This is a genomic window from Staphylococcus kloosii (genome assembly GCF_032139365.1).
Taxonomy (GTDB): Bacteria; Bacillota; Bacilli; order Staphylococcales; family Staphylococcaceae; genus Staphylococcus; species Staphylococcus kloosii_A.
In genome coordinates this window covers 38006-62681 of the sequence record NZ_JAVTDB010000069.1, presented here as the reverse complement: position 1 = coordinate 62681, position 24676 = coordinate 38006, and the positions used below count along the sequence as shown (strand labels likewise).

Annotated in this window: 22 protein-coding genes, 1 riboswitch and 1 other annotated feature; of the genes, 5 read left to right on the top strand and 17 right to left on the bottom strand. The window is 32.5% G+C overall.

Translation table 11 applies throughout. The annotated features are described in order from the left end of the window. Positions 1-55 precede the first annotated feature (55 nt). From dat to RPL90_RS09065, 5 genes are all read right to left on the bottom strand, one after another. The gene (gene dat, locus RPL90_RS09085) at positions 56-925 is read right to left on the bottom strand and encodes a D-amino-acid transaminase (protein ID WP_313547994.1); all 870 of its coding nucleotides are present in this window, start codon (positions 923-925) and stop codon (positions 56-58) included. A 3-nt stretch (positions 926-928) separates the two neighbouring features. Next, the gene (gene pepV / locus RPL90_RS09080) at positions 929-2338 is read right to left on the bottom strand and encodes a dipeptidase PepV (RefSeq protein WP_313547991.1); all 1410 of its coding nucleotides are present in this window, start codon (positions 2336-2338) and stop codon (positions 929-931) included. 212 nt (positions 2339-2550) lie between these two features. Further along, on the bottom strand, positions 2551-2952 hold the full coding sequence (locus RPL90_RS09075) for a YtxH domain-containing protein (RefSeq protein WP_313547988.1): 402 nt from the start codon (positions 2950-2952) through the stop codon (positions 2551-2553). Between the two features lie 21 nt (positions 2953-2973). After that, positions 2974-3672, bottom strand: coding sequence for a pseudouridine synthase (locus RPL90_RS09070; RefSeq protein ID WP_313547984.1), 699 nt, complete (start codon positions 3670-3672; stop codon positions 2974-2976). Then, complete coding sequence (locus RPL90_RS09065; RefSeq protein ID WP_313547980.1) at positions 3669-5306, bottom strand: putative polysaccharide biosynthesis protein; 1638 nt, start codon at positions 5304-5306, stop codon at positions 3669-3671. The genes RPL90_RS09070 and RPL90_RS09065 overlap by 4 nt, the downstream gene beginning before the upstream one ends. A 365-nt stretch (positions 5307-5671) precedes the next feature. On the opposite strand from RPL90_RS09065, the gene RPL90_RS09060 reads away from it, so the two are divergent. Continuing rightward, a complete protein-coding gene (locus RPL90_RS09060; RefSeq protein ID WP_313547977.1) occupies positions 5672-6937 on the top strand; it encodes a BaiN/RdsA family NAD(P)/FAD-dependent oxidoreductase in 1266 nt (421 codons plus the stop codon). Between the two features lie 201 nt (positions 6938-7138). Here the strand turns inward: RPL90_RS09060 and RPL90_RS09055 are convergent, their stop codons facing one another. From RPL90_RS09055 to RPL90_RS09045, 3 genes are all read right to left on the bottom strand, one after another. Beyond that, positions 7139-7450 (bottom strand): rhodanese-like domain-containing protein, encoded by a 312-nt coding sequence (locus RPL90_RS09055; RefSeq protein WP_313547975.1) that lies wholly within the window; start codon positions 7448-7450, stop codon positions 7139-7141. 21 nt (positions 7451-7471) lie between these two features. After that, positions 7472-9889: a leucine--tRNA ligase gene (leuS, locus tag RPL90_RS09050; protein ID WP_313547999.1), complete on the bottom strand. Its 2418-nt coding sequence runs from the start codon at positions 9887-9889 to the stop codon at positions 7472-7474. A gap of 48 nt (positions 9890-9937) precedes the next feature. Then, positions 9938-10131 (bottom strand) — a binding site (T-box leader). Between the two features lie 62 nt (positions 10132-10193). Then, positions 10194-11372 (bottom strand): MDR family MFS transporter, encoded by a 1179-nt coding sequence (locus RPL90_RS09045; protein WP_313547973.1) that lies wholly within the window; start codon positions 11370-11372, stop codon positions 10194-10196. A 106-nt stretch (positions 11373-11478) separates the two neighbouring features. On the opposite strand from RPL90_RS09045, the gene mnmL reads away from it, so the two are divergent. Together mnmL and mnmM are read left to right on the top strand one after the other, a co-directional pair. Next, a complete protein-coding gene (gene mnmL / locus RPL90_RS09040) occupies positions 11479-12432 on the top strand; it encodes a tRNA modification radical SAM protein MnmL/YtqA (RefSeq protein ID WP_313547971.1) in 954 nt (317 codons plus the stop codon). Beyond that, positions 12429-12989: a tRNA 5-(aminomethyl)-2-thiouridylate-methyltransferase MnmM gene (mnmM, locus tag RPL90_RS09035; RefSeq protein ID WP_313547969.1), complete on the top strand. Its 561-nt coding sequence runs from the start codon at positions 12429-12431 to the stop codon at positions 12987-12989. The genes mnmL and mnmM overlap by 4 nt, the downstream gene beginning before the upstream one ends. A gap of 112 nt (positions 12990-13101) precedes the next feature. On the opposite strand, the gene RPL90_RS09030 is transcribed toward mnmM, so the two are convergent. The 3 genes from RPL90_RS09030 to RPL90_RS09020 all read right to left on the bottom strand — a co-directional run bounded on the left by RPL90_RS09030 (position 13102) and on the right by RPL90_RS09020 (position 15611). Then, positions 13102-13503 carry a transcriptional regulator, SarA/Rot family gene (locus RPL90_RS09030; RefSeq protein WP_313547967.1) on the bottom strand — a complete coding sequence of 134 codons (402 nt, stop codon included), beginning with the start codon at positions 13501-13503 and terminating at the stop codon, positions 13102-13104. 153 nt (positions 13504-13656) lie between these two features. Next, positions 13657-14616, bottom strand: a complete 960-nt coding sequence (locus RPL90_RS09025; protein WP_313547965.1) for an L-lactate dehydrogenase — start codon at positions 14614-14616, stop codon at positions 13657-13659. Positions 14617-14783: 167 nt separating this feature from the next. Continuing rightward, complete coding sequence (locus RPL90_RS09020; protein WP_313547963.1) at positions 14784-15611, bottom strand: alpha/beta hydrolase; 828 nt, start codon at positions 15609-15611, stop codon at positions 14784-14786. 233 nt (positions 15612-15844) lie between these two features. Here RPL90_RS09020 and RPL90_RS09015 point away from each other — a divergent pair, with 233 nt between their 5' ends. Then, on the top strand, positions 15845-16846 hold the full coding sequence (locus tag RPL90_RS09015) for a proline dehydrogenase family protein (protein WP_313547961.1): 1002 nt from the start codon (positions 15845-15847) through the stop codon (positions 16844-16846). A 248-nt stretch (positions 16847-17094) separates the two neighbouring features. Here the strand turns inward: RPL90_RS09015 and ribH are convergent, their stop codons facing one another. The 5 genes from ribH to RPL90_RS08990 all read right to left on the bottom strand — a co-directional run bounded on the left by ribH (position 17095) and on the right by RPL90_RS08990 (position 22353). Then, positions 17095-17559 (bottom strand): 6,7-dimethyl-8-ribityllumazine synthase, encoded by a 465-nt coding sequence (gene ribH, locus RPL90_RS09010; RefSeq protein WP_313547959.1) that lies wholly within the window; start codon positions 17557-17559, stop codon positions 17095-17097. Between the two features lie 11 nt (positions 17560-17570). After that, entirely contained in the window at positions 17571-18752 is a 1182-nt protein-coding gene (gene ribB, locus RPL90_RS09005; RefSeq protein WP_313547957.1) for a 3,4-dihydroxy-2-butanone-4-phosphate synthase, read from the bottom strand. A 10-nt stretch (positions 18753-18762) separates the two neighbouring features. After that, a complete protein-coding gene (ribE, locus tag RPL90_RS09000) occupies positions 18763-19395 on the bottom strand; it encodes a riboflavin synthase (RefSeq protein ID WP_313547955.1) in 633 nt (210 codons plus the stop codon). Positions 19396-19401: 6 nt separating this feature from the next. Then, positions 19402-20445, bottom strand: a complete 1044-nt coding sequence (ribD, locus tag RPL90_RS08995) for a bifunctional diaminohydroxyphosphoribosylaminopyrimidine deaminase/5-amino-6-(5-phosphoribosylamino)uracil reductase RibD (RefSeq protein WP_313547953.1) — start codon at positions 20443-20445, stop codon at positions 19402-19404. A 142-nt stretch (positions 20446-20587) separates the two neighbouring features. Then, a riboswitch (FMN riboswitch) is annotated at positions 20588-20719 on the bottom strand. A 167-nt stretch (positions 20720-20886) separates the two neighbouring features. Next, positions 20887-22353: an FAD/NAD(P)-binding protein gene (locus tag RPL90_RS08990; RefSeq protein ID WP_313547950.1), complete on the bottom strand. Its 1467-nt coding sequence runs from the start codon at positions 22351-22353 to the stop codon at positions 20887-20889. Positions 22354-22533: 180 nt separating this feature from the next. Between RPL90_RS08990 and RPL90_RS08985 the strand changes: the two genes are divergently transcribed. Then, positions 22534-23343 (top strand): glycine betaine ABC transporter substrate-binding protein, encoded by an 810-nt coding sequence (locus tag RPL90_RS08985; RefSeq protein WP_313547946.1) that lies wholly within the window; start codon positions 22534-22536, stop codon positions 23341-23343. Positions 23344-23681: 338 nt separating this feature from the next. On the opposite strand, the gene sagB is transcribed toward RPL90_RS08985, so the two are convergent. After that, the gene (gene sagB, locus RPL90_RS08980) at positions 23682-24542 is read right to left on the bottom strand and encodes a peptidoglycan release complex glucosaminidase SagB (protein ID WP_313547942.1); all 861 of its coding nucleotides are present in this window, start codon (positions 24540-24542) and stop codon (positions 23682-23684) included. Between the last annotated feature and the right edge of the window lie 134 nt (positions 24543-24676).

Here is a 24676-nt window from a genome sequence, read left to right as displayed (position 1 = left end):
CTTAAAATATCGTCAGTTGAAATTATACCACAATTTCAACTGACATTTTACATTTTTATCGATTTATTTCTTGTGCAATTTCTTCATTGTTTTCGATATAATTCGTGAAGCCTTCTTGTAATTTCTTAGTAATTGGGCCTACTTGACCATCACCAACATTTTCACCATTTAATTTTACGACTGGCATTACTTCAATTGAAGTACTAGAAACGATTACTTCGTCAGCTTGTTTTAGGAAATCAATAGAAAATGCTTCCTCTTTAAAAGGAATATCATTTGATTCAGCTATTTCTTTAATTACTTTACGTGTAATACCATTTAAAATCAGATTATTTGTTGGGTGTGTGTAGATAGTACCATCTTTAATTGCGTAAGCATTACTAGAAGATCCTTCAGTAACTGTATCTCCTCTATGTTGAATTGCTTCTTGTGCATTATATTTCGTTGCATATTCTTTAGCTAACACGTTACCTAATAAATTTAAACTTTTAATGTCACATCTTAACCAACGAATGTCCTCAGTAGTAACAGCGTTAATACCTTCCTCTAAATTTTTATAAGGTCTGTCATACGATTTTGTAAAACCAGTAATTATTGGTTGAACAGAAGGCGTAGGAAATGCATGATCTCTTGGTGCTACACCTCTTGTAACTTGGATGTATACGCCACCAGTAACAACTTTGTTAGCCGAAATTAATTCTTGAACAAGTTCTATTAGACCATCGACAGTATAATTTAATTCTAAACCAATTTCATTTGCGCTTCTTAATAATCTTTCAAAGTGAGGTCGTGCAGTAAATAATCTATTATTGTACACACGAACGTATTCATAGATACCATCACCAAAGTTATATCCTCTATCGTTATAAGGTACATTAGCTTCATTTTCTTCTATAATTTTTTCATTGATTAATACTTTTGTCATAGTTTATCCCTCCACGCAAAGTGTATATAAGGCTTCTAAATAAATACTAGTAGCATTTAATAATTGTTTTTTAGTAATGTATTCATTTTTTTGATGCATTAAGTCTTCAGAGTCTTCAAACATAGCACCAAATGCAACACCTTTATCAAGGTTACGGGCATACGTTCCTCCTCCGATTGTATACGGTTCAGTGTTGTCACCAGTTTGATTTCTATATGCTTGTACCAATTTTTGAACAAATGGATCATTTTTATCTACGTAATGAGGTACTTGATTTTTACCTAAAGCTAATTTGAATCCTAGCGCTTTAACTTCTTCATCAAATCTATTCATTGCATTATCGTATTCAAAACCTTCGGGATAACGTAAGTTAATACCAAATTTACCGCCGTTACGATTGTCATATTTAATAACGCCAATATTAGTCGTTACATCACCCATGCTGTCTGTATGGAATTTCATACCCATTTTTTCACCGAAGTGTGAGTTAAATAAATACTGTTCACTGAACTTCACAAAGTTAGCAGCTGTTTTGTCCAATTTCAAATGTGATAAGAAATGTAGTAAATATAAACCTGCATTCACACCGATTGATGGATCCATACCATGTACTGCTTTACCTTTAACATTAAGTTCTAATATACCACTATCTACTGTACTGCCACCTTCTAGATTATTTTCAACTAAAAATTGTTCGAAGTTTTGAATAACATCAGTCATGTTCTCTTTAACTAAAACTTTGGCAGACGCATCGTCTGGAACCATGTTATATCTTTGTCCAGATTCGAAGGAATGTAATTCATAATCTGGTTCATCAATGTCTTCTGCTTGTTCTGCTTGAACGACATCAAAAACACTAATACCTTTTTCACCATGTATTGCAGGAAATTCTGCATCTGGTGCAATGCCTAATGTTGGCATTTCTTCAGTTTTGAAATAACGCTCTGTACACAACCAATCAGATTCTTCATCTGTACCAACAATTATATGTATTCTTCTTTTCCAATCGACATTCATTTCATTTAATATTTTAACTGCATAATAAGCTGCAATTGTTGGACCTTTATCATCTAACGTACCGCGAGCAACAATTTTATCAGATGTTACGACTGGATCAAACGGATCAGAATCCCATCCATCTCCTGCAGGTACTACATCGACGTGGCACAAAATGCCAAATACTTCATCACCTTGTCCAGCTTCAATACGTCCAGCGATGTGATCAACATCATGTGTGTTAAAACCGTCACGTTCAGCAATTTTATACATGTAATCTAAAGCTTCTCTAGGTCCTGGTCCAACTGGATAATCTTCAGAAGCTTTGTCATCATCTCTTACACTTTCTATTGATAATAATCCTTTTAAATCATCAATGATTTGATTTTCATACTCAAGCACTTTTTCTTTCCACATACATGATCACTTCTTTCTATAAATCTAACTAAACTCCATTTTACATGATGTTACCATTAAACTACAGTGAGATGACAGAATTTATCAAAAATTAATCTGTTATATTTCACCAAAAAACAGTTGTATTGCTACATTAATATATTTTTAGATACTGTCATAATACAAATAAAAATAGGCTTAATTTGAAGTACATCAAATTAAGCCTATAAATATTATTTATTGTTATTATTTTTAAGTTCTTCTTCGGTAACTACATGCAAGTTGTTACTAGGGTTACTTGGTCCTTCATCGTCAAAACGACCTTCTTGAATTTCTTTAGAAGTTTCTCCTTTTTCACCTTTGAAGTGAGCTTTTTGCTCATTTAAGAACCCTTTAGGATCTTGTTTGACTTTATTTGCATAACCTTTAGGGTCTTCTTTAACTTCGTTAATAGTTTCACTAGCTTTATCACTTATTTGGCTAGCAAATTCTTTAGCGTTTTGCTTATATGATTCGGGGTTAGACTTGTATTTATTATATTCTTTTTTAAGTTTGTCTCTATTATCTTTATTAGATAATACGACAGCTGCTAGAGCGCCCCCGATGCCTAATACTGCTTTAAATAATTTTGCCATATCTCATTCACACCTCTTTATTTATTTTAACCCCAACAATTTAAAATCTTGTGGAGTCAACTGACGATAGTCACCAGATGCTAATTGTCTATCAAGTGCTAAGTCGCCAATTTTTATACGTTTAAGCGCAAGAACCTCATTATTAATTGCATGAAACATGCGCTTAACTTGATGATACCTTCCTTCATAAATTGTTACAAATGATTTAAATTCATCATCTGTAACTTCTAAAAATGCAGGTTGGGTTAATCCATCATGTAATTCTATACCCGCTTTAAATAATTCTATATCATTTTTTGTAATAGAATTTTTAGAAATTACTTCATAAGTTTTAGGTACATGTTTTGATGGGTTCATCAATTGATGGTTAAAATCTCCATCATTTGTAATTAATAACAAACCTTCAGTATCTTTGTCTAATCTACCGACTGGAAAAATATTTAAATGTTCATAGCCACCGATTAAATCAATGACCGTTGAATGTTGATCATCTGTCGTTGCCGAAACATAACCCTTAGGTTTATTTAGCATAAAATATACTTTATCTATATATTCGATTAATTTATCTTCACAATAAATTTTATCAGCGCCAGCAACGATTATTTTTTTAGGAGATTTTTCAACTATGCCATTTACAGTTACTTTCCCCTTTTTTAACAAAGTTTTAACTTCAGTTCGTGTGCCTAATCCCATGTTCGCTAAAAATTTATCTATTCTCATTTTATAATTCCTAACTTACGACGTATTTTATTAGGTAGCTCGCCTAAAAATTCATCGGCTAGATGTGTTTTCATTGTGATAATGCCATAAACTAACATACCTACAACTACACTCACAATGACAATAATAAGTGCACCTATTTTAGATTGAGGTGAAATAACGAGTTGTATTAAAAAGTATGAAATTTCTACCGCTATCATCATAATAAAGCCATATAAGAAAATTTTACTAAAGTGTAACCATGTTTCTGTAAAATTGAAATGCGCATATTTTTTCAAAATAATAAAGTTACAAGTAATAGCAAACAATAGTGCTATAGCAGTACTTAAAATTGCACCTGCAGTATGTAACGCATAAATTAATGGCGTATTTAAAATAATTTTTATAATAACTGCAGAAATGATTACAAAAACAGTTAATTTTTGCTTATCAATCCCTTGTAACATTGAAGCCGTCACACTAAGTAACGCAATAAGAATTGCTACAGGAGCATAATAGAATAATAACTGACTGCCATCAGTATTATAACTATAAAACACAGTATACAACGGTAAAGATAATGCCATAATTCCTAAACTTGCTGGCACAGTTATAAACATTAATACGCCTAAAGAAGCACGAATTTGTCTTTGCATCTCATTTATTTGACCTGCAGCGAATGTTTTTGTAATGTATGGAATTAAACTCACAGCAAAACCAGATGCTAAAGATGTAGGAATCATGACAATTTTGTTTGTTGTCATATTTAATATTGAGAAGAAGTAGTCATGCATTTTCTGTGGCACGCCAGCCAAATCCAATGCACTATTGTGAGTAAACTGGTCTACCATATTAAATAACGGAAAGTTTAAACTCACAATGACAAATGGAATACTGTACGAAAGAATCTCTTTGTACATCTTCCCATATGGTACATCGATATTTGTCATATCCGATTCTACCATTTTTTCTATATTTGGCTTCCTCTTAACCCAGTAGTACCATAATGTAATAATACCAGTGATTGCACCAATTGCAGCTGCAAAAGTTGCAACGCCATTGGCGAATAATACTGAACCGCCGAAAACGTTTAACACTAAATAACTACCAATTAAAATAAATAGAACTCTTGCAACTTGTTCCGTAACTTCTGAAACAGCCGTAGGACCCATAGATTTGTAACCTTGGAATACCCCTCTCCATGTTGCTAACAATGGGATAAAGATAACAACTACACTAATAATACGAATAATCCAAGTAATATCCGCTACTGACCATCCGCCTTTAACACCGTCTTCACGTGCTAATGTTATTGACGCAATACTAGGCGCTAAAAAGTACAATAGCGTAAAACCTATTACACCCATTATCGTCATAACGACAAAACTTGATTTATATAATTTCTGACTGACCTTATATGCACCTAAAGCATTATACTTTGATACATACTTTGAAGCCGCTAAAGGCACTCCCGCTGTTGCTACAGCTATTGCAATGTTGTATGGTTGATACGCGTAGTTAAACGGCGCTAAATTTTCTTCTCCACCAACGATTGCGTAGAATGGAATGATAAATAGGACACCTAACACCTTGGTAATTAATATACTAAGAGTAATTAGGAAGGTGCCTCGGACCAATTCTTTACTTTCACTCATCTGTATCTTCCTTCTCAAATTAAATTTAATAATCGTAAACTTTATCATAACGTGCTGTCTATATTTTTTCAAAACAAAATTAATATAACATAGCTATAAAAAATAGTCTCATAAATATATTACACTAGGTGGCACATAAGTACTAGATACTTGAGTTTAATAGTCTCTTAAAAAATTAACACATCTTTCACTATGTACCTTAAAAATTTTAATTAAAAGTTGGCAATAAGTAAAGATATATTATAATTTATATAATGGTATTAATGTAAGAGTAAGACAATATAAGTACTACTTTCCTAAATGAAATAATATGTTCTTTATTATTCTTATATTAAATAAAGAACAAATTTAATGGAGGCATAGCAATGTATCAAACTATTATTATTGGTGGAGGCCCTAGCGGATTAATGGCAGCAGTTGCCGCCAGCCAAGAAAACACTAATATTTTATTAATTGAAAAGAAAAAAGGATTAGGCCGTAAATTAAAAATTTCAGGTGGTGGTCGTTGTAATGTGACAAATAGATTACCTTATGAAGAAATTATTAAAAATATACCAGGTAATGGTAAATTTTTATATAGCCCATTTTCGCTCTTTGATAATGAATCAATTATCAATTTCTTTGAAAGCAGAGAAGTTAAATTAAAAGAAGAAGATCACGGCAGAATGTTTCCTATTTCTAACAAAGCACAAGACGTTGTCGATGCATTAGTTAATACATTGAATAACAATAATGTGGATGTATTAGAAGAAACGACCGTAACGTCTATTAATGTAGAACAAGATGGTACCTATACGGTTATGCTAGATAATCAAAAATCATTCCATGCACATACTATCATTATTGCGACTGGAGGTACTAGTGTGCCTCAAACTGGTTCAACGGGTGACGGCTATAAATTTGCCGAGGCATTAGGCCATTCAATCACAGAATTGTTCCCAACTGAAGTACCGATTACTTCACCAGAACCCTTTATTAAATCTAAAGATTTAAAAGGGCTAAGTTTAAAAGATGTTGCATTAAGTGTATTAAAGAAAAATGGTAAAACTCGAATCACGCATCAAATGGATATGATATTTACGCATTTTGGTGTTAGTGGTCCAGCCGCATTAAGATGTAGTCAATTTGTTTATAAAGAACAAAAAAATCAAAAGAAGCAAGATATATTTATGCAACTAGACGTTTTTCCAGAATTAAACCACTATCAAGTCGAACAACAAATACGTGCTTTACTTAAAGAAGCACCTGATAAAGTAATTAAAAATAGTTTGCACGGCCTTATTGAAGAGCGCTACTTACTCTTTATACTAAAACAAGCCGAAATAGATGATAATTTGACGTCACATCATCTTGCTAATGCCCAAATTACCGACCTAGTTAATCTATTCAAAGGCTTTAAATTTACAGTCAATGGCACATTACCATTAGACAAAGCATTTGTTACAGGTGGTGGCGTATCATTAAAAGAAATACACCCTAAGTCTATGATGTCTAAAATAAGTGAAGGATTATTTTTATGTGGAGAAGTACTCGATATTCATGGTTATACTGGTGGCTATAATATTACTAGCGCCCTTGTGACTGGGCATGTTGCAGGTACTTCGGCCGGTCAATTTAAAAAAGAACAATAAACGAAAACTAATAAATTAAAAAATGACAATGTCTTCTTTAATAGACACTGTCATTTTTTATATCAATGTATAAATGGCACTATAGCCATATTAACCTCGCCTCATAATTAGCTTCAACTTAAATCTGTCAATAATAACAAAACCGGTTAATGTATGAGCTTTCCACACATTAACCGATTATATTATAACTTTGTATTACTATTAAATACTGTCAATCTCTAGGCCGTCATCACCCCATGCATCCATACCGCCTTCGACGTTAACAACATTAATCCCATTTTCTTCTAAATATAGACCTGTACGTTCACTTCTCATACCAGCTTTACATACTAGGTAATAAGTTTCATTTTCATTAAAATAACTAAGATTAGAAGGAATTTCATTCATGGGTATCGTCTTCGCGCCTGGAATAATTCCCATAGCAGTTTCTTCCCTAGTTCTAACATCAACGATGTTTACTGGGTTAGTATCGACAAGTTTCTTCTTCAATTCATCTACTGTAATAGATTCCATTAATAAAACTCCAATCTAAATTTATTTGGCTACAATATTAACAAGTTTTTGCGGAACTGCAATTACTTTTTTAATATCTTTACCTTCTATTTCACTCTTAATACTATCGTTATCTAAAGCGATAACTTCCATATCTTCTTTAGACGTATCTTTAGGTATATTAATCTTAGCTCTTACTTTACCATTAACTTGCACAACGATTTCTACTTCATTATCAACAAGTAGCGTTTCATCATAAGTTGGCCATGGTTGATACGTAATTGTGCCTTCGTGTCCTAATATATGCCAAAGCTCTTCACTTATGTGTGGCGCAATTGGTGCTAACATTGTAACGAATCCTTCAATATAAGAACGGTACAACGTATCCGCTTTATAACAATCATTTATAAATACCATTAATTGACTGATTGCAGTATTAAAGTTTAGTGTATCGAAGTCTTCAGATACTTTTTTTACTGTTTGATGATATGACTTATCTAAAGTACCGTCATTATCGCCTACCACACGGTCAGATAATGTTCCATCCTCGTTCACTAACAATCTCCAAACTCTATCTAAGAATCTACGAGAACCGTCGAGTCCATTATCACTCCATGCGATTGCTGCATCCAATGGTCCCATAAACATTTCGTATAGTCTTAATGTATCTGCACCATGACTTTTAATAATGTCGTCTGGATTAATTACATTCCCTTTGGATTTACTCATTTTTTCGTTACCTTCACCAAGAATCATTCCTTGATTATATAATTTTTGGAATGGCTCTTTGGTAGGTACTACACCTAAATCATATAATACTTTGTGCCAAAATCTTGCATACAACAAGTGTAACACTGCATGTTCGACGCCGCCAATATATAAATCAACTGGCAACCAATGTTTAAGTTTTTCAGGGTCAGCTAACATTTGATCGTTATTAGGATCAATATATCTTAAATAATACCAACAACTACCTGCCCATTGAGGCATAGTATTTGTCTCGCGACGCCCTTTCATACCAGTTTCTTCATCAACGACATTAACAAACTCAGGAATATTGGCTAATGGTGACTCACCAGTACCTGATGGTTTAATTTCATTAGTTTCAGGAAGTAATACAGGCAATTCATCTTCTGGTACAGTCGTCATCGTACCATCTTCCCAATGAATAACTGGAATAGGTTCGCCCCAATATCTTTGTCTACTAAATAACCAGTCACGTAATTTGTAATTGACTTTGCGTGTACCAGCATTTTTTTCTTCTAATAAGTCAATCGCTTTGGTAATAGCACCTTCATTATATAAACCATTTAATTCACCTGAATTAACATGTGGACCATCGCCTGTGTATGCTTCTTTACTTAAGTCTCCGCCTTCGATTACTTCTACTATAGGTAAATCAAATGCTTGTGCAAATTCGTAGTCACGTTGGTCACCACTTGGTACGGCCATCACTGCACCTGTACCATAAGTTGATAATACATAGTCAGCTATCCAAACAGGTACTCGTTCACCTGATAATGGGTTTGTCGCATAAGCACCCGTAAACACACCTGATTTTTCTTTTGATAAACCTGTACGTTCTAAATCCGATTTTTTAGCCGCTTCCTCTTGATAAGCTTTAACAGCTTCTTCTTTGTCAGACGTTGTAATTTTATTAACTAATTCATGTTCTGGACTAAGTACTAAGAAAGTCGCACCGTAAATTGTATCTGGTCTTGTAGTAAAGACTTCAATATTATCTTGTGTGCTTTCCACATTAAATGTAACTGCAGCGCCTTCTGAACGACCAATCCAATTACGTTGCATATCTTTAATTGATTCAGGCCAGTCCAAGTCCTCTAAATCTTCTAACAATCTATCAGCATATGCCGTAATTTTTAAAACCCATTGTTTCATAGGTTTTCTGTATACAGGATGTCCACCACGTTCAGATACGCCATCGATGACTTCTTCATTTGATAATACTGTACCTAATGCCGGACACCAGTTAACCGCAACTTCATCAACATATGCTAAACCTTTGTTATAAAGTTGAATAAAAATCCATTGTGTCCATTTATAATATTCTGGATCAGTTGTGTTAATTTCTCTATCCCAATCGTAACTAAATCCTAGTTCTTTAATTTGTCTCTTGAATGTATTAACATTTTTTTGAGTAAATGCTCTTGGATTATTACCAGTGTCCAATGCGTACTGTTCGGCTGGCAAACCAAATGCATCCCAACCCATAGGATGTAGTACATTATACCCTTGCATTCTCTTATAACGAGAAACAATATCCGTTGCCGTATAACCTTCTGGGTGCCCTACGTGTAAACCAGCACCAGAAGGATAAGGGAACATATCTAACGCATAAAATTTCTTTTGACCGAAATTATCGCTCGTTTTAAATGTTTTATTTTCTTCCCAATATTGTTGCCACTTTCTTTCGATATCATTATGATTATAATTCACAATGTTTCCTCCTATTCAATAAAAAAGAACACCTCAAACTATTTAGCATATTAAAGGGACGACATCAGCCGCGGTACCACCCTCGTTCACTTAAAAAGTGCACTCACTTAATTAAATAGTTAGAGATGTTATTTATAAAATCAATTTTTACGATTGGTAAGTTCACTTAAAACTTTACACTAGTTCACACCAACCTAGCTCTCTGTAGAAAAGTTTGATAAGTTACTACTCCTATACTCTATTAATAATATTGTAAAACTTGACGCTTTTCAAGTAGAAAAATTAGCCTAACTTGTTATGACAACTATTATGAAGTTTCATCTTTTCTATAGAAACTTTTGCCAAAAACATACAGAAAAATTAACGCAATAAATAATAGTGCTATCATACCAATAAACATCGCACTAATATTGAATGTATCGACGATAACGCCACCCAACAACGGCCCTAACGCTTTCCCTACTGTGGACGCAGAATTTACATAACCTTGGAATGATCCTTCTTTGCCACGCGGTGCCAATTTATTCGCGATTGTCGGTACTGCTGGCCAGACAAACATTTCTCCCAGACTTAGTATAACCATGCCAATCATCATAATTGAAAATTGTTCAGCAAAACTTGTTACAAAGAAACACAACATAAATATGACGATACCGACAAACATTTGATGTACTAAGTTACCTTTTAACAATCGAATTATTGGGGCTATAAATGGTTGTGCGACTAATATTAATATACCGTTTACTGTCCATAATAAACTGTATTGTCTCATTGATATATTTAAGTGTTGTGTAAATGAGGCAATGGTACTTTCCCATTGAATATATGCAATCCAACAAATTATAAACATCGCACATAATAACAATAACGATATAAACTGTGGTCTATATTGTTTAGAAAATAATTTAAATGTTTCATTAGGTTTTACTTTAACTTCCAATTCAATATTGAAATTAAACACTGCTACAAATGCGAACAACACATACATAACTAAGTTAGCAATAAATATATAATTAAAACTAATTTCTGCAACGAAACCACCTAATGCAGCACCAAGTGCTACGCCAATGTTTTGGGCTAAATATATAGCATTGAATGTTTGTCTACCACCATTAGGCCAAACTGCTCCTGCCATAGCGTAAATTGCTGGAATGATTAACCCCCCACCAAAGCCTAGACAAACTAACCAAACCGCATACCATGGCCAACCATGAAAGAAATTAAGTAACGTGGTACTTATCAAACAGATGACTGTCCCTGTCATTATCGTTCGATAACCTCCATATTTATCGAAAAACGTACCACCTAACAAATTTCCAATTACCATGCCAAATGAATTAATAAGTAGCACAAAACCTGCTACTGTTAAACTTTTATGTAATTCATGATTCATATAAATTGTATTTAATGGCCATAGAAAACTTGAGCCGGTTATATTTAATGCCATACCAATAACTAACCACCATACTGATCTAGGCATATTCATATTAAAAGCCCCTCTACTTTTAATTTTTCAATAACTACAGTAAACAATATAACACAAAATATGTTAAAATCTTTAACTATAATGATTTTAGAAAGGAAAATGTTAAATGGGTAATTTTTTCCCTTACGCATTCGAAGATAAAAGATATCATACATGGAATTACCACTTAAAAAATAAATTTGGACAAAAAATATTTAAAGTCGCTATAGATGGTGGTTTTGATTGCCCAAATAGAGACGGCACTGTTGCTCACGGCGGTTGCACATTTTGTTCTGCAGCTGGTAGTGGTGACTTTGCAGGTAATCGTGCTGATCCAATCGAAGTGCAATTTAGACAAATTAAAGACAGGATGCATGAAAAATGGAGTGATGGCCAATATATTGCATATTTCCAAGCTTTCACAAATACACATGCCCCAGTTGAAGTTTTGCGCGAAAAATATGAAGCTGCATTAAAAGAAGAAGGCGTTGTAGGATTATCTATAGCAACTAGACCAGACTGTTTGCCTGATGATGTAGTAGAATATTTAGCCGAATTAAACGAACGCACATATTTATGGGTAGAATTAGGCCTACAGACTGTACATCAAAAAACGTCTGATTTAATTAACCGTGCGCATGACATGCAAACATATTATGAAGGTATTGCTAAATTAAGAAAGCATAATATAAATATTTGTACACATATTATTAATGGCTTACCTGGCGAAGACTATGACATGATGATGGAGACTGCCAGAGAAGTTGCTCAAATGGATGTCCAAGGTATTAAAATACATTTACTACATCTATTAAAAGGTACGCCAATGGTTAAACAATATGAAAAAGGTATGCTTGAGTTTATGTCACAAGAAGCATATACAAATCTAGTATGTGATCAATTAGAATTAATACCACCTGAGATGATTGTACATAGAATTACTGGAGATGGTCCGATTGATTTAATGGTTGGACCTATGTGGAGTGTTAATAAATGGGAAGTATTAAACGAAATTGATAACGAACTTGCTCGTCGTAATTCTTATCAAGGCAAACACTTTGAAAGCGTACATCACGTATGAAACTAACAAGAATTTTACCTTATGCTAAGACTTTATTATCAGAGCATGTAAACGAACAAAGCATTGTTATAGATGCTACTTGTGGTAATGGACATGACACTTTATTTTTAGCGCAGCAAGTGCCCAATGGTGAAGTATATGCATTTGACATTCAACTTCAAGCCATTGAGCATACTTCAGCTAAAATTAAAGATTATGACAATGTCAAACTTATACATGACAGTCATGCTAATGCGAAAGTGTATATTCCTAACGCATACCATGGGCATGTAGATGCTGCAATCTTTAATCTAGGTTACCTACCTAAAGGCGATAAACAAATTGTGACTCACCCAGAAAGTACGATTTCTGCCATAAAACGTATTTTTGAAATATTAGCGCCAGAAGGTATAATCATTTTAGTTATTTATCCTGGCCATGAAGAAGGTAAAGTTGAACGTGACCAAGTACTTAACTATTTAACTACATTGGATCAACAAGTTGCCCATGTGCTTCAGTACCAATTTATTAACCAACAAAATGACCCACCTTTTATTTGTGCGATAGAAAAACGTTAAAAAACAGAAAAAAGATTGCCACCACATCATGTGATGGCAATCTTTTTATTTATGACTTTATGCATAAATAGGCTGTTATGTTTCATTCTTCGTTACAAAATCCCTAAGCTTTCTATAAGTTTAAAATTGCAGTTAAACTTTCTTGAAAACTTTCTTTTCTTGAATTAATCTCACCAATTATAAAGTTTAAAAGACGTTCCCTTTCATCTTCTAACTTGTCATTAAAATGAATAATAACTGTACGTTCATCGTTTTGAGGTCTTTCTTTAATAATCCATTTCTTGTCAACTAAATCATTATACGTACGTGTACGTTTATATGATTTGATGTGTACAAATTCATCCATTTGTTTTAGCGTCATTGAACCTTCTTTCCATAGTGTAAGTAAGATTAAAATCTCTTCTTTAGACATTTTATATTCTTTCTTAATACTTTTGAAAATACTTTCAATTTCTTCTAAAATTTGGTTCAAATTCAAGACATTTGCAACCTTATTATCTAACGCCTTCCCCATAACAATCCCCCCATATAAAAATATATAGTAAAACATGTAAAATTAATTTTAAAACATTTAACATAATTTTAATAGTCGTAAACATAACGTTTATTAAAAATTACATTTTTTATTAAAATTAATCTTATACACATTTTAAAATTATTTTAAGGTTTATGCAATAAAGTAATTACTTAATTTTTTCTGAGTATCCTTTAAAATCAGTATGGAGTTTTTAAATTGTTCTTTTTCTTTACTATTTAATACAACTTCATATACTTGCATGGCACCATTTCTATTTATTAACGTGGGCACTCCGATATAGACATCATTATAGCCATAATTATTTTCTAAATAGCTTGAAACTGTTAGCACTTTATTTTGATTACTTAAAATGGCAACAGTAATTTCTGTTAATGCCGTAGCAATACCATAACACGTCGCCCCTTTTGCTCTAATAATATGATAAGCAGCCTCTTTAGCGTTAATAAACGCTTGGTTTAAATCATTTTCAATTAATGTATAATGTGTTCTAAAATTTTCCATAGATTGTCCGGCAATTTGTACGTTGGACCATACAGCCAATTCAGAATCACCATGCTCACCAATAATTTGTGCGTCGATATTCGTTGGCGCGATGCCAGTTAATAGTGCTAATTCATGTTTAAAGCGTCCACTATCAAGCACCGTCCCTGAACCAATCACTTTTTCTTTTGGAAAACCAGAAAGTTTCTTTGTCACATAAGTCATAATATCAACAGGATTAGTTGCTATAATAAATATGCCCGAAAATTTATACGCCATAATATGATTAATAATTTCTTTATATATTTCTGTATTTTTCGTTACTAAATCTAATCGCGTTTCGTGTGGCTGTTGATTAATGCCGGCTGTAATTACTATGATGTCAGCATTAGCACAATCTTCATACGTCCCAACTTTTAAATTAGTATTTTTAGTACATAATGCAGAGGCATGTGCTAAATCTTTCACATCTCCTATTACTCTCTCTTCATTTACATCTATAATTACAAATTCGTCTACGATGCCTTGTGTTACTAATGTATAAGCATAACTGGAACCTACTGCTCCATCACCTATTAAAACTACTTTATTACTTTTTGTATATTCCATAAGATCACACCAATCATTTTTATTGTGATTTTTTTCACAATATTAATTTAACACTTCCCTAAAAGAAATACAATTAATTTTGTGATTATTTTCACATATGACTATAAAAATTGAACATTGAATATACAATAATATCGCAATTATTCAATGCTCAAGCTACAATGCTTCTAGTTATTTACATTATTTTCATCATCGATTATAAAACCCATTGCACTAGAACTATTATTTAAAAATGATAGTATATAACGCATCACTTCATCTCTTTCAGGTTCATTGTGCACTTCATGGTATAAACCTTCCCAAACTTTGAAGTATAGTTCATCAGACTTCACTTTATCTTTAATTTCTGCCATAAGTTTGGTATCAGCAACTTTATCTTCGGTACCATACATTAATAATAGTGGTATTTTATTAATATCTGTCAAATGTGTTACAGTTTCTTTCATTACCTCGCAGACTTGTTTATACCAATGGTAAGTAACCTTAGTTAACATTAATTGGTCTTCTAAAGTTTCTTCAATCACTTCAGAGTTACGAGTTAAATCATTAGCGTCAATGCCTACTTTGAATCGCGTATCCTTGGCAATGTGACTAACGTTAGCAACTATTTTATCTTTACGTGATTTTCCATTTTTTTTAAATTCTAATATTGGAGAAATAAGTGCTAATCCTTCTATTGGAACTTCCACACGTTCAAGTAGATTTAGCATAATTAACCCACCTAAACCGACCCCTATAACATATGTTGGAATTTTATATTCATTCGCGATTTTAACCCATTCCAAGACATTTTCATGATATACGTCAAAGTTTTTAATTTGACCTTTGTTGGAACGTGAAGTTTGACCTTGCCCTGGTAAATCACCCATTATTACGTGATATCCATTACGACGAAGCATAGTTATCAAATAGGCATATCTACCAGTATGTTCTAACATGTTATGTACGATTACAATTACACCTTTGGCTTCGTTTTCAGTTTCCCACTTCCACATATCGTATACTTCTCCTTCTCGTAATATTTCATTAACTTAATTGTATCAAATAATTACACTAAATTACCATTTTTTATCCCGCAATCAAGGGAATCATTTCTGTTGTAGTCAGAACGGCAAATATTGTGTAATATGTAATATAAATAGTATAATAAATATTTGTGAACGTTTTCCTCACTATTAAATTCATGATACACTGTTGTAGAATAGAGTTAACGTTAGGAGGAATGAAAATGCCAATCGTAAAAGATTTCTTTATTGCTTTATCTAATAGTCAATTTTTAAACGCTACTGCGAAAAAATTAGGACCCATGTTTGGTGCAAAAAAAGTAGTAGCTGGCAACACTATTCCAATGTTATTGGAAACAATACAACGTCTAAACGACAAGGGAATCGTTGTTACAGTTGATAATTTAGGCGAATACGTTGCTAATGAAGGTGAAGCTATTCAAGCTAAAGATCGAATTTTAGAAGTTATGTATGCTATTTATGACAATAATTTAGATGCACATATGTCTATTAAAATTAGCCAATTAGGTGCAGAGTTCGACTTAGAACTTGCCTATAAAAATTTAAGGGAAATATTATTAAAAGCAAATGAATTTAATAATATGCATATTAACATAGATACTGAAAAATACGAATCATTATTTGGTGTAATCCAAACTGTAGATCGTTTAAAAGGCGAATTTAAAAATGTAGGAACCGTCATTCAAGCATATTTATTTAAAGCTGAAGCTCTAATTGATAAATATCCTGAGCTACGTTTACGTTTAGTTAAAGGTGCTTACAAAGAAAATGAATTTATCGCCTATCAAACTAAAGAAGAAATAGACAAAAATTACATAGATATTATTGAAAAACGCTTATTAAATTGCAATCACGTGACTTCTATCGCAACACATGACGACGCCATTATAAATCACGTTAAACAATTCGTTAAAGACAACCACATCGATAAAGAGCAATATGAATTCCAAATGTTATATGGCTTCAGAACAGAACTTGCGGAAGAAATTGCCAGAGAAGGTTATAACTTCTGTATATATGTACCTTTTGGTGACGATTGGTTTAGCTATTTCATGCGTAGATTAGCAGAGAGACCTCAAAACTTAGTATTAGCTTATAAAGAATTTACTAGTCCTCAAATGCTTAAAAAATTAGGATTAATTTTAGGTGGTACTTTGGCAGTAACCGGAAGTATTGCAGCATTATTTAAATTCAGCAAAAAATAACAAGCGTTTATACAGCGGGTTTAAAGTAGCTATACTTATTCACAATACAAGAAAGTAAAGCCATAATGGCTTCGCTTTCTTGTTGCTTTAGTCTTCCATATCTACATGGACGAATCATTGTAGAATTCAGAAACACTGTCGTTTACCAAAAATAGCTTCAAATATTAAAAACGTCAATTTCTATAAAATTACCATAGAAATTGACGTTCAATTATTAGAGATTTTAGTATTTCGAACTTAATTTTTAATTACGCATTGATTGTTTTTAATAAGTTTGCCATTTCAATTGCGCTTACTGCCGCTTCAGAACCTTTGTTCCCTGCTTTAGTTCCTGCTCTTTCGACAGCCTGTTCGATATTATCAGTAGTTAAAATACCGAAAATAACTGGAATATCCGCTACATCATTTGCTTTAGATACACCTTTTGATACTTCGTTACAAACATAGTCGTAATGAGATGTAGACCCTTTGATCACACAGCCTAAAGTAATTACTGCATCATATTTACCTTTTTGTGCTAACTTTTTAGCAACTAATGGAATTTCAAATGCGCCTGGTACATATGCTACATCTATATTATTCTCTAGTACTTCGTGTCTAACTAATGTATCTTTAGCACCATCTAATAATCTATTCGTAATAAAATCATTAAAACGGCTTACTACAATCGCAACTTTCAAATCTGTTCCTATTAGTTTACCTTCAAAATTCATAATTTTTCCTCCTATAATAAATGACCCATTTTATTTTTTTTAGTTGTCATATAGTCATGATTATGCTCATTTTCTGGCACAATCAATTCTATTCTTTTAGTAATATTAATTCCGTATTTTTCTAAACTTTGAAATTTGGTTGGATTATTACTCAACAAATTAACATTTTCTACGCCTAAATATTTTAGTATTGCTGCTGCATCTTTATAATCACGTAAATCTTCATCAAATCCTAATGCAGTATTCGCAGTTACAGTATCATAACCTTGCTCAATTAATTCATATGCTCTTAATTTATTTATTAAGCCAATACCTCGCCCCTCTTGTGGAAGGTAAATAATAATACCACCATGTTCTTCAATATACTTCATTGATTCGGCTAATTGTTCACCACAATCACAACGTTGACTATGGAAAATATCGCCTGTTAAACATGATGAATGAATACGCACATTTTCAGTTGCTCTTGGTTTATCTTTAATGACAGCAACTAATTCATCTCTTGAACTAGACGTTGTAAAACCAATCATTTTGAAATCGCCATATTCTGTAGGCATCGCTACTTCAGCTTTGGCATCGATATGCGTTTCTCGGACTTTTCTATATTCGACTAAATCAGCTATTGAAATCATCACTAAACCATGTTGTTCACGAAAAGCTTGTAATGAATCACCTTTAGCCATCGTGCCGTCTTCATTCATAATTTCACAAATTAAGGCAGCAGGTTTGGCACCAGTCAATTTGGCTAAATCAACCGCAGCTTCAGTATGACCAATTCTCTCCATTACACCTTGATCTTTAGCTATAAGTGGAAATAGGTGCCCAGGTCTATTAAAAGCAGTTGGTTGTGCATGTTCATCTATTAATGCACGTGCAGTTAACATTCTTTCTGGTGCACTAATACCTGTAGTTGTATCTACATGATCAATACTGACTGTAAAATCAGTACCATAAACATCGGAGTTGTTTTTAACCATAGCATCTAATTCCAAATGATGTGCAATATCTTTACTTATAGGCGCACAGATTAACCCTCTACCATATTTCGCCATAAAATTGACTGTATTATCTTGCATCCATTCTGTTATGGCAACTAAGTCTCCTTCGTTCTCTCTATCTTCATCATCGACAACAATTATGCTTTTACCGCGTTTAAGTTCGCTTAACGCTTGTTCTATATCATCTAAATGCATAAGACCCCTCCTAAAAGCCAAAAGCTTTTAATTTATCTTCAGTTAGTGTGGAATTATTGCTACTTATAATACGATTCACATATTTAAACAACATATCTGTTTCTATATGCACAGCATCTCCGACACGTTTATCATTTAAAATTGTTGATTTTCTAGTTTCTGGAATTAAATGAATATCAAAACTTTGTTCATTCAATTGAAATATCGTTAAACTTACACCATCAACTGCAATTGATCCTTGTTGCACCATTTCACCAATTGCCTTAGATGTCGTTTTAATTGACACAATTTTTGAATTATCAGTAGCTTTTATATTGGTAATAGTACCAACTTCATCAACATGTCCTAATACGAAGTGTCCACCAAAACGTCCATGACCACTCATAGCACGTTCTAAATTAACTTCAGCACCTTGGTTCAATTTATTCAAATATGTCTTGGCTTCTGTACCTTTTATAACTTGAACAGTAAAGCTGTCTTTAGTAAATTCAGTTACTGTTAAACACGCTCCATTGACACTAATTGAATCACCAATATGCACATCTTCTAATATTTTATGACATGCAATCGTAAGTTCTACAATTGTACTCTTATTATTACTTTGCTTAATCGTACCGACTTCTTCAACGATTCCTGTAAACATGTTAATTCACTTCTTTCGTAGTTCTAATTTTAAGTTGTTTTCAAGCATTCGAGAATTAACAATTTCAAAGTTTTGTACTTCTGATAATTTCAAAACATTGTCCGTTGAGTAAAATTGATATTTACCAGAACCACCTATCACTTTCGGGGCATAGTAGATGATGAGTTGATTAAATTCTTTTGCTTCTATAAACTTGGACGTAATTGTTGGACCTGCCTCAACAAGTAATTTACCAACACCACGTAGATATAGGTCTTCTAATATATTTGCAATATTACTGTCTTCCATGTAAATAATTTTTACTTGTGGAAGCGTAGTTGTTAGCGCCTTATTTTCTGTATAAATTAATATAGGCGTAGATTCATCACTAAATATTTTTAGATCAAAATCAATGTTGCCAGTTTTGGTTAAGATAACTTTTACAGGATTTTTACCATTTTCTATGCGCGTTGTATATTGGGGGTCATCAGCTATTAAAGTTTCTCTACCAGTTAGTACCGCATCATGTTTATGTCTTAAATTAAACACGTCTTTCTTAACCGAACTATTGGTAATCCATTGACTTTGTCCATTATCATTCGCTTGTTTACCATCTAGACTGCAAGAAACTTTTACAGTAATCTCGGGTTTGCCATTCTTTTTCGCTTTGAAAAAGTCATTACATAATTGTGCTGCTTCATCATCATAACTAAACTCAACTTCAATACCGGCTTCATTTAAAATATCGTCACTATCCGACATTAAAGTTGTATCTTTAACAGCATAAACAACTTTACTAATGCCATACTCAATTATCTTCTCCACACAAGGTGGCGTAGTACCATAATGTGAACATGGTTCTAACGAAACATAAATTGTAGCACCCTTAGCTCTGTCTTGTGCCATTTCCAACGCTTGTACTTCTGCATGTTTATCTCCTCGCTGTAAGTGTGCGCCTAGTCCAACGATACGACCATCTTTAACTACGACTGCACCTACAGGTGGGTTAACACCAGTTTGACCTTCAACCATTTTGGCCAAATCAACTGCATGTTTTAAAAATTGACTCAAATTAAATCACCTCAATAAAAATAAAAAAACACACCTGAAAAAAGATAGACTTCAGGTGTGGGAATTTTTATAACTTTAAATAAGCATACTTATCCAATTTGATAGTAGCTCAAAATAAACACTGCAAGAGTGTTGTTATATATCATTCTTTCTCCCATCCAGACTTTAACTGTCGGCTCTAGAATCGAACTAGATCAGCCATAAATAAAATTATTTATGGGTCGCAGGCTTTTATACTGCCGGTTAGGAATTTCACCTTGCCCCGAAAGAATTTACTATGAAATTTTAATTAACGATTGAGTCAGGTAACCTACTGCTAAGTTACAAAATTATAATACTATATTTATATCACAATTACAATACATATGAATTAAGTCGGGATTAAAACTTTGAATTTTCTAACAGAAACACCTTGAATTTTCTTAGTAAAGTGATGTGACTTTATGATTTAAATAATTGGCTTACAACACCAACCGCTTGCTTAACTATCATCATAACGCCATTTCTTGATTGATTGATACCATTCGTTAATTGACCTAACGCATATACATCATTTAACGTGCCGTATCTCGGACTAATCACTTGGTTCGTTTCTGCTACGATCTGAATTCCACCAAGTGGATGTGCTTGTATAAGTTGTCTATTCTCCAAATTTATTACTAGTTGATCGTCGGCATCTAAATCTGCTAAATGCGTTTTAGAACCAGTAGCATTAATAACGACATCATATTGTTCAATAGTGTCGTTTCCATCATCATATTGAAAATTAAAATTAGGATTCGTATAAGTTACGTTTTTTAAATTCGGCTTAATTTTTATCAGATTATTTTTGATGCCATGAATAATTAACTCTGCCGTCCTTGGTGGCATTGGGTTAGAATTCGCTTTTAAAATGCGTTGGTATCTATTTAAAAATTTAATTTGATCCGCTCTCGAAAAACTATTCCAAATCCAATTCATATTTTCTTTGATGCCTTCTAATAAACTTTGAAAAATGCCTAATTCATCTGGATGATTTAAGTCAAATTCTAATTGTTCTATATGATTTTCCATATTAACGTCTAACATTTCTTCAACTTGAATATTATAATAATCACACTCCAAATCAAATAATTTCATGGCTTCTTCAAGTGGTACCGTACCAAAATGTTGTCGTTTTAATTCATTAAAATTGTGTGGCGTAATATATTTAAATTCAAGATCAGGCATATTTCCTCTTACACGTGGTAATGTCCCTCTTCTACTTGTAACTGTAATCGGTAAATTAGGATGATGTTCTGTCACATATCTGATGACATCTAAACTTGCTAACCCCGTCCCAATGACCGCAATACTATCCGTGTCATCAACTTCATCTAACGTATTATATGTTGGATAAGGTGATTGGATGTACCCTTTAGTACCTTTCAGGTGATATGGATCATGATAAGATAATGTCCCTATTGTTAAAAAGACACAATCATAAGTTCGACTTGAATTTATATCATCCGAAGTACAAATATTATATTTTAAAGCTGTTTCACCAATTTTTGACTCGATAAAAATTTCCTGTACTTCTTCGGAAATCAATGAAATATTGTCATATTCATCATTATACTTGTTAAGGTATGACTTCATATAATGTCCAAAAATAAATCGCGGTAAATATTCAGGGTTCATATATTTGAATTCTTTTTGTTGTTCATACCATTCAAAAAATTCTTGTGGATTATCTAAATTAATAGACATTTGTCTTGCTGGTAGATTGATTAATAATTGCTCACTGTCATTTTGAAATGGCACGCCTTGTCCCATATTGACTTTATTATCATAAATATCAACGCTAACGTCATTAAACTCATCATATTTAACCATTTCTTTTAATAACGTTACGCCTGCCGTTCCAGCACCTACTATTGCTATTTTCATGCATACACCTCATAACAATGTTAATTACTTATTTTTAAGATACTACATCTATAATAGCATTTACTAACAGAATGGTTTATTAAAAGTTAAAAAAATTTAAAATGTATGATATTCTAAAAAAGTAATTAAATTAATTTTCACACCATTTCAACAGAAATTTATTAGTTAAGAGGTTGAATTATGAAATTTTTAAAATGTTTCACTTTATCTATAATATTTTGCGCTATATTTTTAACAGGCTGTGATCTCCCAGGATTAAATGGAGGTCAGTCAAAAAAAGACATTAAAATTACTGCTCTAGCGACGAGTGAGTCTCAAATAATGGCTTATATGTTAAAAGATAAAATCGAACATGATTCGCATGGTAAATATACAGCCTCTATTATAAATAATTTAGGTTCAGCATCTATCGAACATAACGCAATAATTAATGGCAATGCAGAAGTGTCTAGCACGCGATACACTGGAACAGATCTAATAGGTGCATTAAATCATAAGCCTGTGAGAAATTCTAAAGACGCAATGTCTATCACACAGTCATTATTTAAAAAGAAATTTAATCAAACTTTCTTTAACTCATATGGTTTTGAAAATACATTTGCATTTATGGTAACTCAGGAAACTGCAAAAAAGTATCATTTACATAAAGTTTCTGATTTAAGAAAAATAAAAGATGATGTTAAAGTTGGTACAGATACGACTTGGATTAAACGTGGTGGTGACGGATACGCACCTTTTAAATCGTATTATGGTTTTGGGTTTAAACAATTAAAACCAATGCAAATTGGCTTGGTATATGATGCCTTAAAAAACAATAAACTTGATGTTGCATTAGGTTATACAACCGATGGCAGAATTGCAGCGTATCACTTAAAAGTGTTAACAGAAGAAATGCAAAAGTTAAACTATGAAGCCGATGGTAAAGGGATAGAACCCGCAGTAGTTGCACAACAATTTTTACAAAAGCACCAATACTTTGATCAGCATTAATAGTAATTTATAGTAAACAAATACTAAGGATGTGAAGACATGAAATTTATATTTAAAGTATTTATTTCTACTTTATTAGTTTTTGCGATATTTAATAGTAAAAATAAAGCTAAATAATTTTTTAATGATTGATTAAGCTCTAGCAGTTTAATCAATCTTTTTTTAGAAAGGAGCAGGACAAAAATCTTATTTTTACAAGAAGATTTTGTAGTCCCCCCTGGTAAAGATGACTAGAGTTGAAAGCAACTTGATATAAGCACATTTTCAATTCAGTATCTACTACTTATATAAAAATAGAGCCTGAAGACAATATGATGTCTCAGGCTCAGATTAAATTATTATTTATCTTCGTCTCGATGTTTTTTATCATCTTTATAAACGAAATATTTATAATATTTACCCTCAGTCTTCATGTTTTTATAGAAATGAGCCATTAAGCTAGCATTACTTTCTGCCCATTTAATATCAGTAGCATATTGGTGTTCACCAGGGTTTTGTGGATTCCATCTCATACTGTATAAAGTATTTTGGTCTTTCTTAGATAAGAAATGGCCATGAATGAAACCTGCGCCACCTTCAATTGCTTTTCTAGGTGAATCCCAACCGTGTTTTTTGGCATATTCAGCACCAGTTTTTACTGGGTCTTTATCTAATGCGCCTACACCGAAGAAATTATAATATTTCTTACCATCAATTTTCACACCACTTGCTAGTTCACTTTTTGCAGAACCAGTTTCTAAAATAGCGTGCGAAATTAAATAAACTTCATTTACATGTTTATTTTTAGCTGCTTTGATAAAATCATTAGTATGATTTAATAACATCGGATTATCAATTAGCATTCGTTTAATTCTATTTTCATCGATGCCTTGATACTTATCTAATTCTAAAAATTGATATTTTTGCGTATCACTATCGATTAATTTTTTACTATCCATGGCACTTTTGATTTCTGTTGAAGACGCATCACGCCAAGATTTATTATCCTTACTAGATACTTGCTGACTTGTATAATTATGTATTTGTTTTTTTGAGGCTTTTTCTAATGTTACTTTTAAATCTTCAACTTTTTCTTGTTGTTTAACTTCCTTGAAAAATATTTGATCAGAAATCATTGAAAAGCCGATACATGCAACAATACCTAAGATTATCAATAGTCCTATTATTGATAATAAAGCGCCTTTTCTATGCTTTTTCATGTCTACACCTCTTAGGTTTGAAATTGATTTTTAAATTTCTATATCTGCTAATCGAGTTTAACACTTATGTTAGCTATGCACAATTCAATATAAGTGTTGTTACATATTCATAAAAAAAGTAATGAAATTTTAAT

What these genes read in the sequence shown, in the direction of transcription:
- dat (WP_313547994.1), bottom strand. Translation starts at nt 925, where the DNA reads ATGACAAAAGTATTAATCAATGAAAAAATTATAGAAGAAAATGAAGCT.
- pepV (WP_313547991.1), bottom strand. Translation starts at nt 2,338, where the DNA reads ATGTGGAAAGAAAAAGTGCTTGAGTATGAAAATCAAATCATTGATGAT.
- RPL90_RS09075 (WP_313547988.1), bottom strand. Translation starts at nt 2,952, where the DNA reads ATGGCAAAATTATTTAAAGCAGTATTAGGCATCGGGGGCGCTCTAGCA.
- RPL90_RS09070 (WP_313547984.1), bottom strand. Translation starts at nt 3,672, where the DNA reads ATGAGAATAGATAAATTTTTAGCGAACATGGGATTAGGCACACGAACT.
- RPL90_RS09065 (WP_313547980.1), bottom strand. Translation starts at nt 5,306, where the DNA reads ATGAGTGAAAGTAAAGAATTGGTCCGAGGCACCTTCCTAATTACTCTT.
- RPL90_RS09060 (WP_313547977.1), top strand. Translation starts at nt 5,672, where the DNA reads ATGTATCAAACTATTATTATTGGTGGAGGCCCTAGCGGATTAATGGCA.
- RPL90_RS09055 (WP_313547975.1), bottom strand. Translation starts at nt 7,450, where the DNA reads ATGGAATCTATTACAGTAGATGAATTGAAGAAGAAACTTGTCGATACT.
- RPL90_RS09045 (WP_313547973.1), bottom strand. Translation starts at nt 11,372, where the DNA reads ATGAATATGCCTAGATCAGTATGGTGGTTAGTTATTGGTATGGCATTA.
- mnmL (WP_313547971.1), top strand. Translation starts at nt 11,479, where the DNA reads ATGGGTAATTTTTTCCCTTACGCATTCGAAGATAAAAGATATCATACA.
- mnmM (WP_313547969.1), top strand. Translation starts at nt 12,429, where the DNA reads ATGAAACTAACAAGAATTTTACCTTATGCTAAGACTTTATTATCAGAG.
- RPL90_RS09030 (WP_313547967.1), bottom strand. Translation starts at nt 13,503, where the DNA reads ATGGGGAAGGCGTTAGATAATAAGGTTGCAAATGTCTTGAATTTGAAC.
- RPL90_RS09025 (WP_313547965.1), bottom strand. Translation starts at nt 14,616, where the DNA reads ATGGAATATACAAAAAGTAATAAAGTAGTTTTAATAGGTGATGGAGCA.
- RPL90_RS09020 (WP_313547963.1), bottom strand. Translation starts at nt 15,611, where the DNA reads ATGTGGAAGTGGGAAACTGAAAACGAAGCCAAAGGTGTAATTGTAATC.
- RPL90_RS09015 (WP_313547961.1), top strand. Translation starts at nt 15,845, where the DNA reads ATGCCAATCGTAAAAGATTTCTTTATTGCTTTATCTAATAGTCAATTT.
- ribH (WP_313547959.1), bottom strand. Translation starts at nt 17,559, where the DNA reads ATGAATTTTGAAGGTAAACTAATAGGAACAGATTTGAAAGTTGCGATT.
- ribB (WP_313547957.1), bottom strand. Translation starts at nt 18,752, where the DNA reads ATGCATTTAGATGATATAGAACAAGCGTTAAGCGAACTTAAACGCGGT.
- ribE (WP_313547955.1), bottom strand. Translation starts at nt 19,395, where the DNA reads ATGTTTACAGGAATCGTTGAAGAAGTCGGTACGATTAAGCAAAGTAAT.
- RPL90_RS08990 (WP_313547950.1), bottom strand. Translation starts at nt 22,353, where the DNA reads ATGAAAATAGCAATAGTAGGTGCTGGAACGGCAGGCGTAACGTTATTA.
- RPL90_RS08985 (WP_313547946.1), top strand. Translation starts at nt 22,534, where the DNA reads ATGAAATTTTTAAAATGTTTCACTTTATCTATAATATTTTGCGCTATA.
- sagB (WP_313547942.1), bottom strand. Translation starts at nt 24,542, where the DNA reads ATGAAAAAGCATAGAAAAGGCGCTTTATTATCAATAATAGGACTATTG.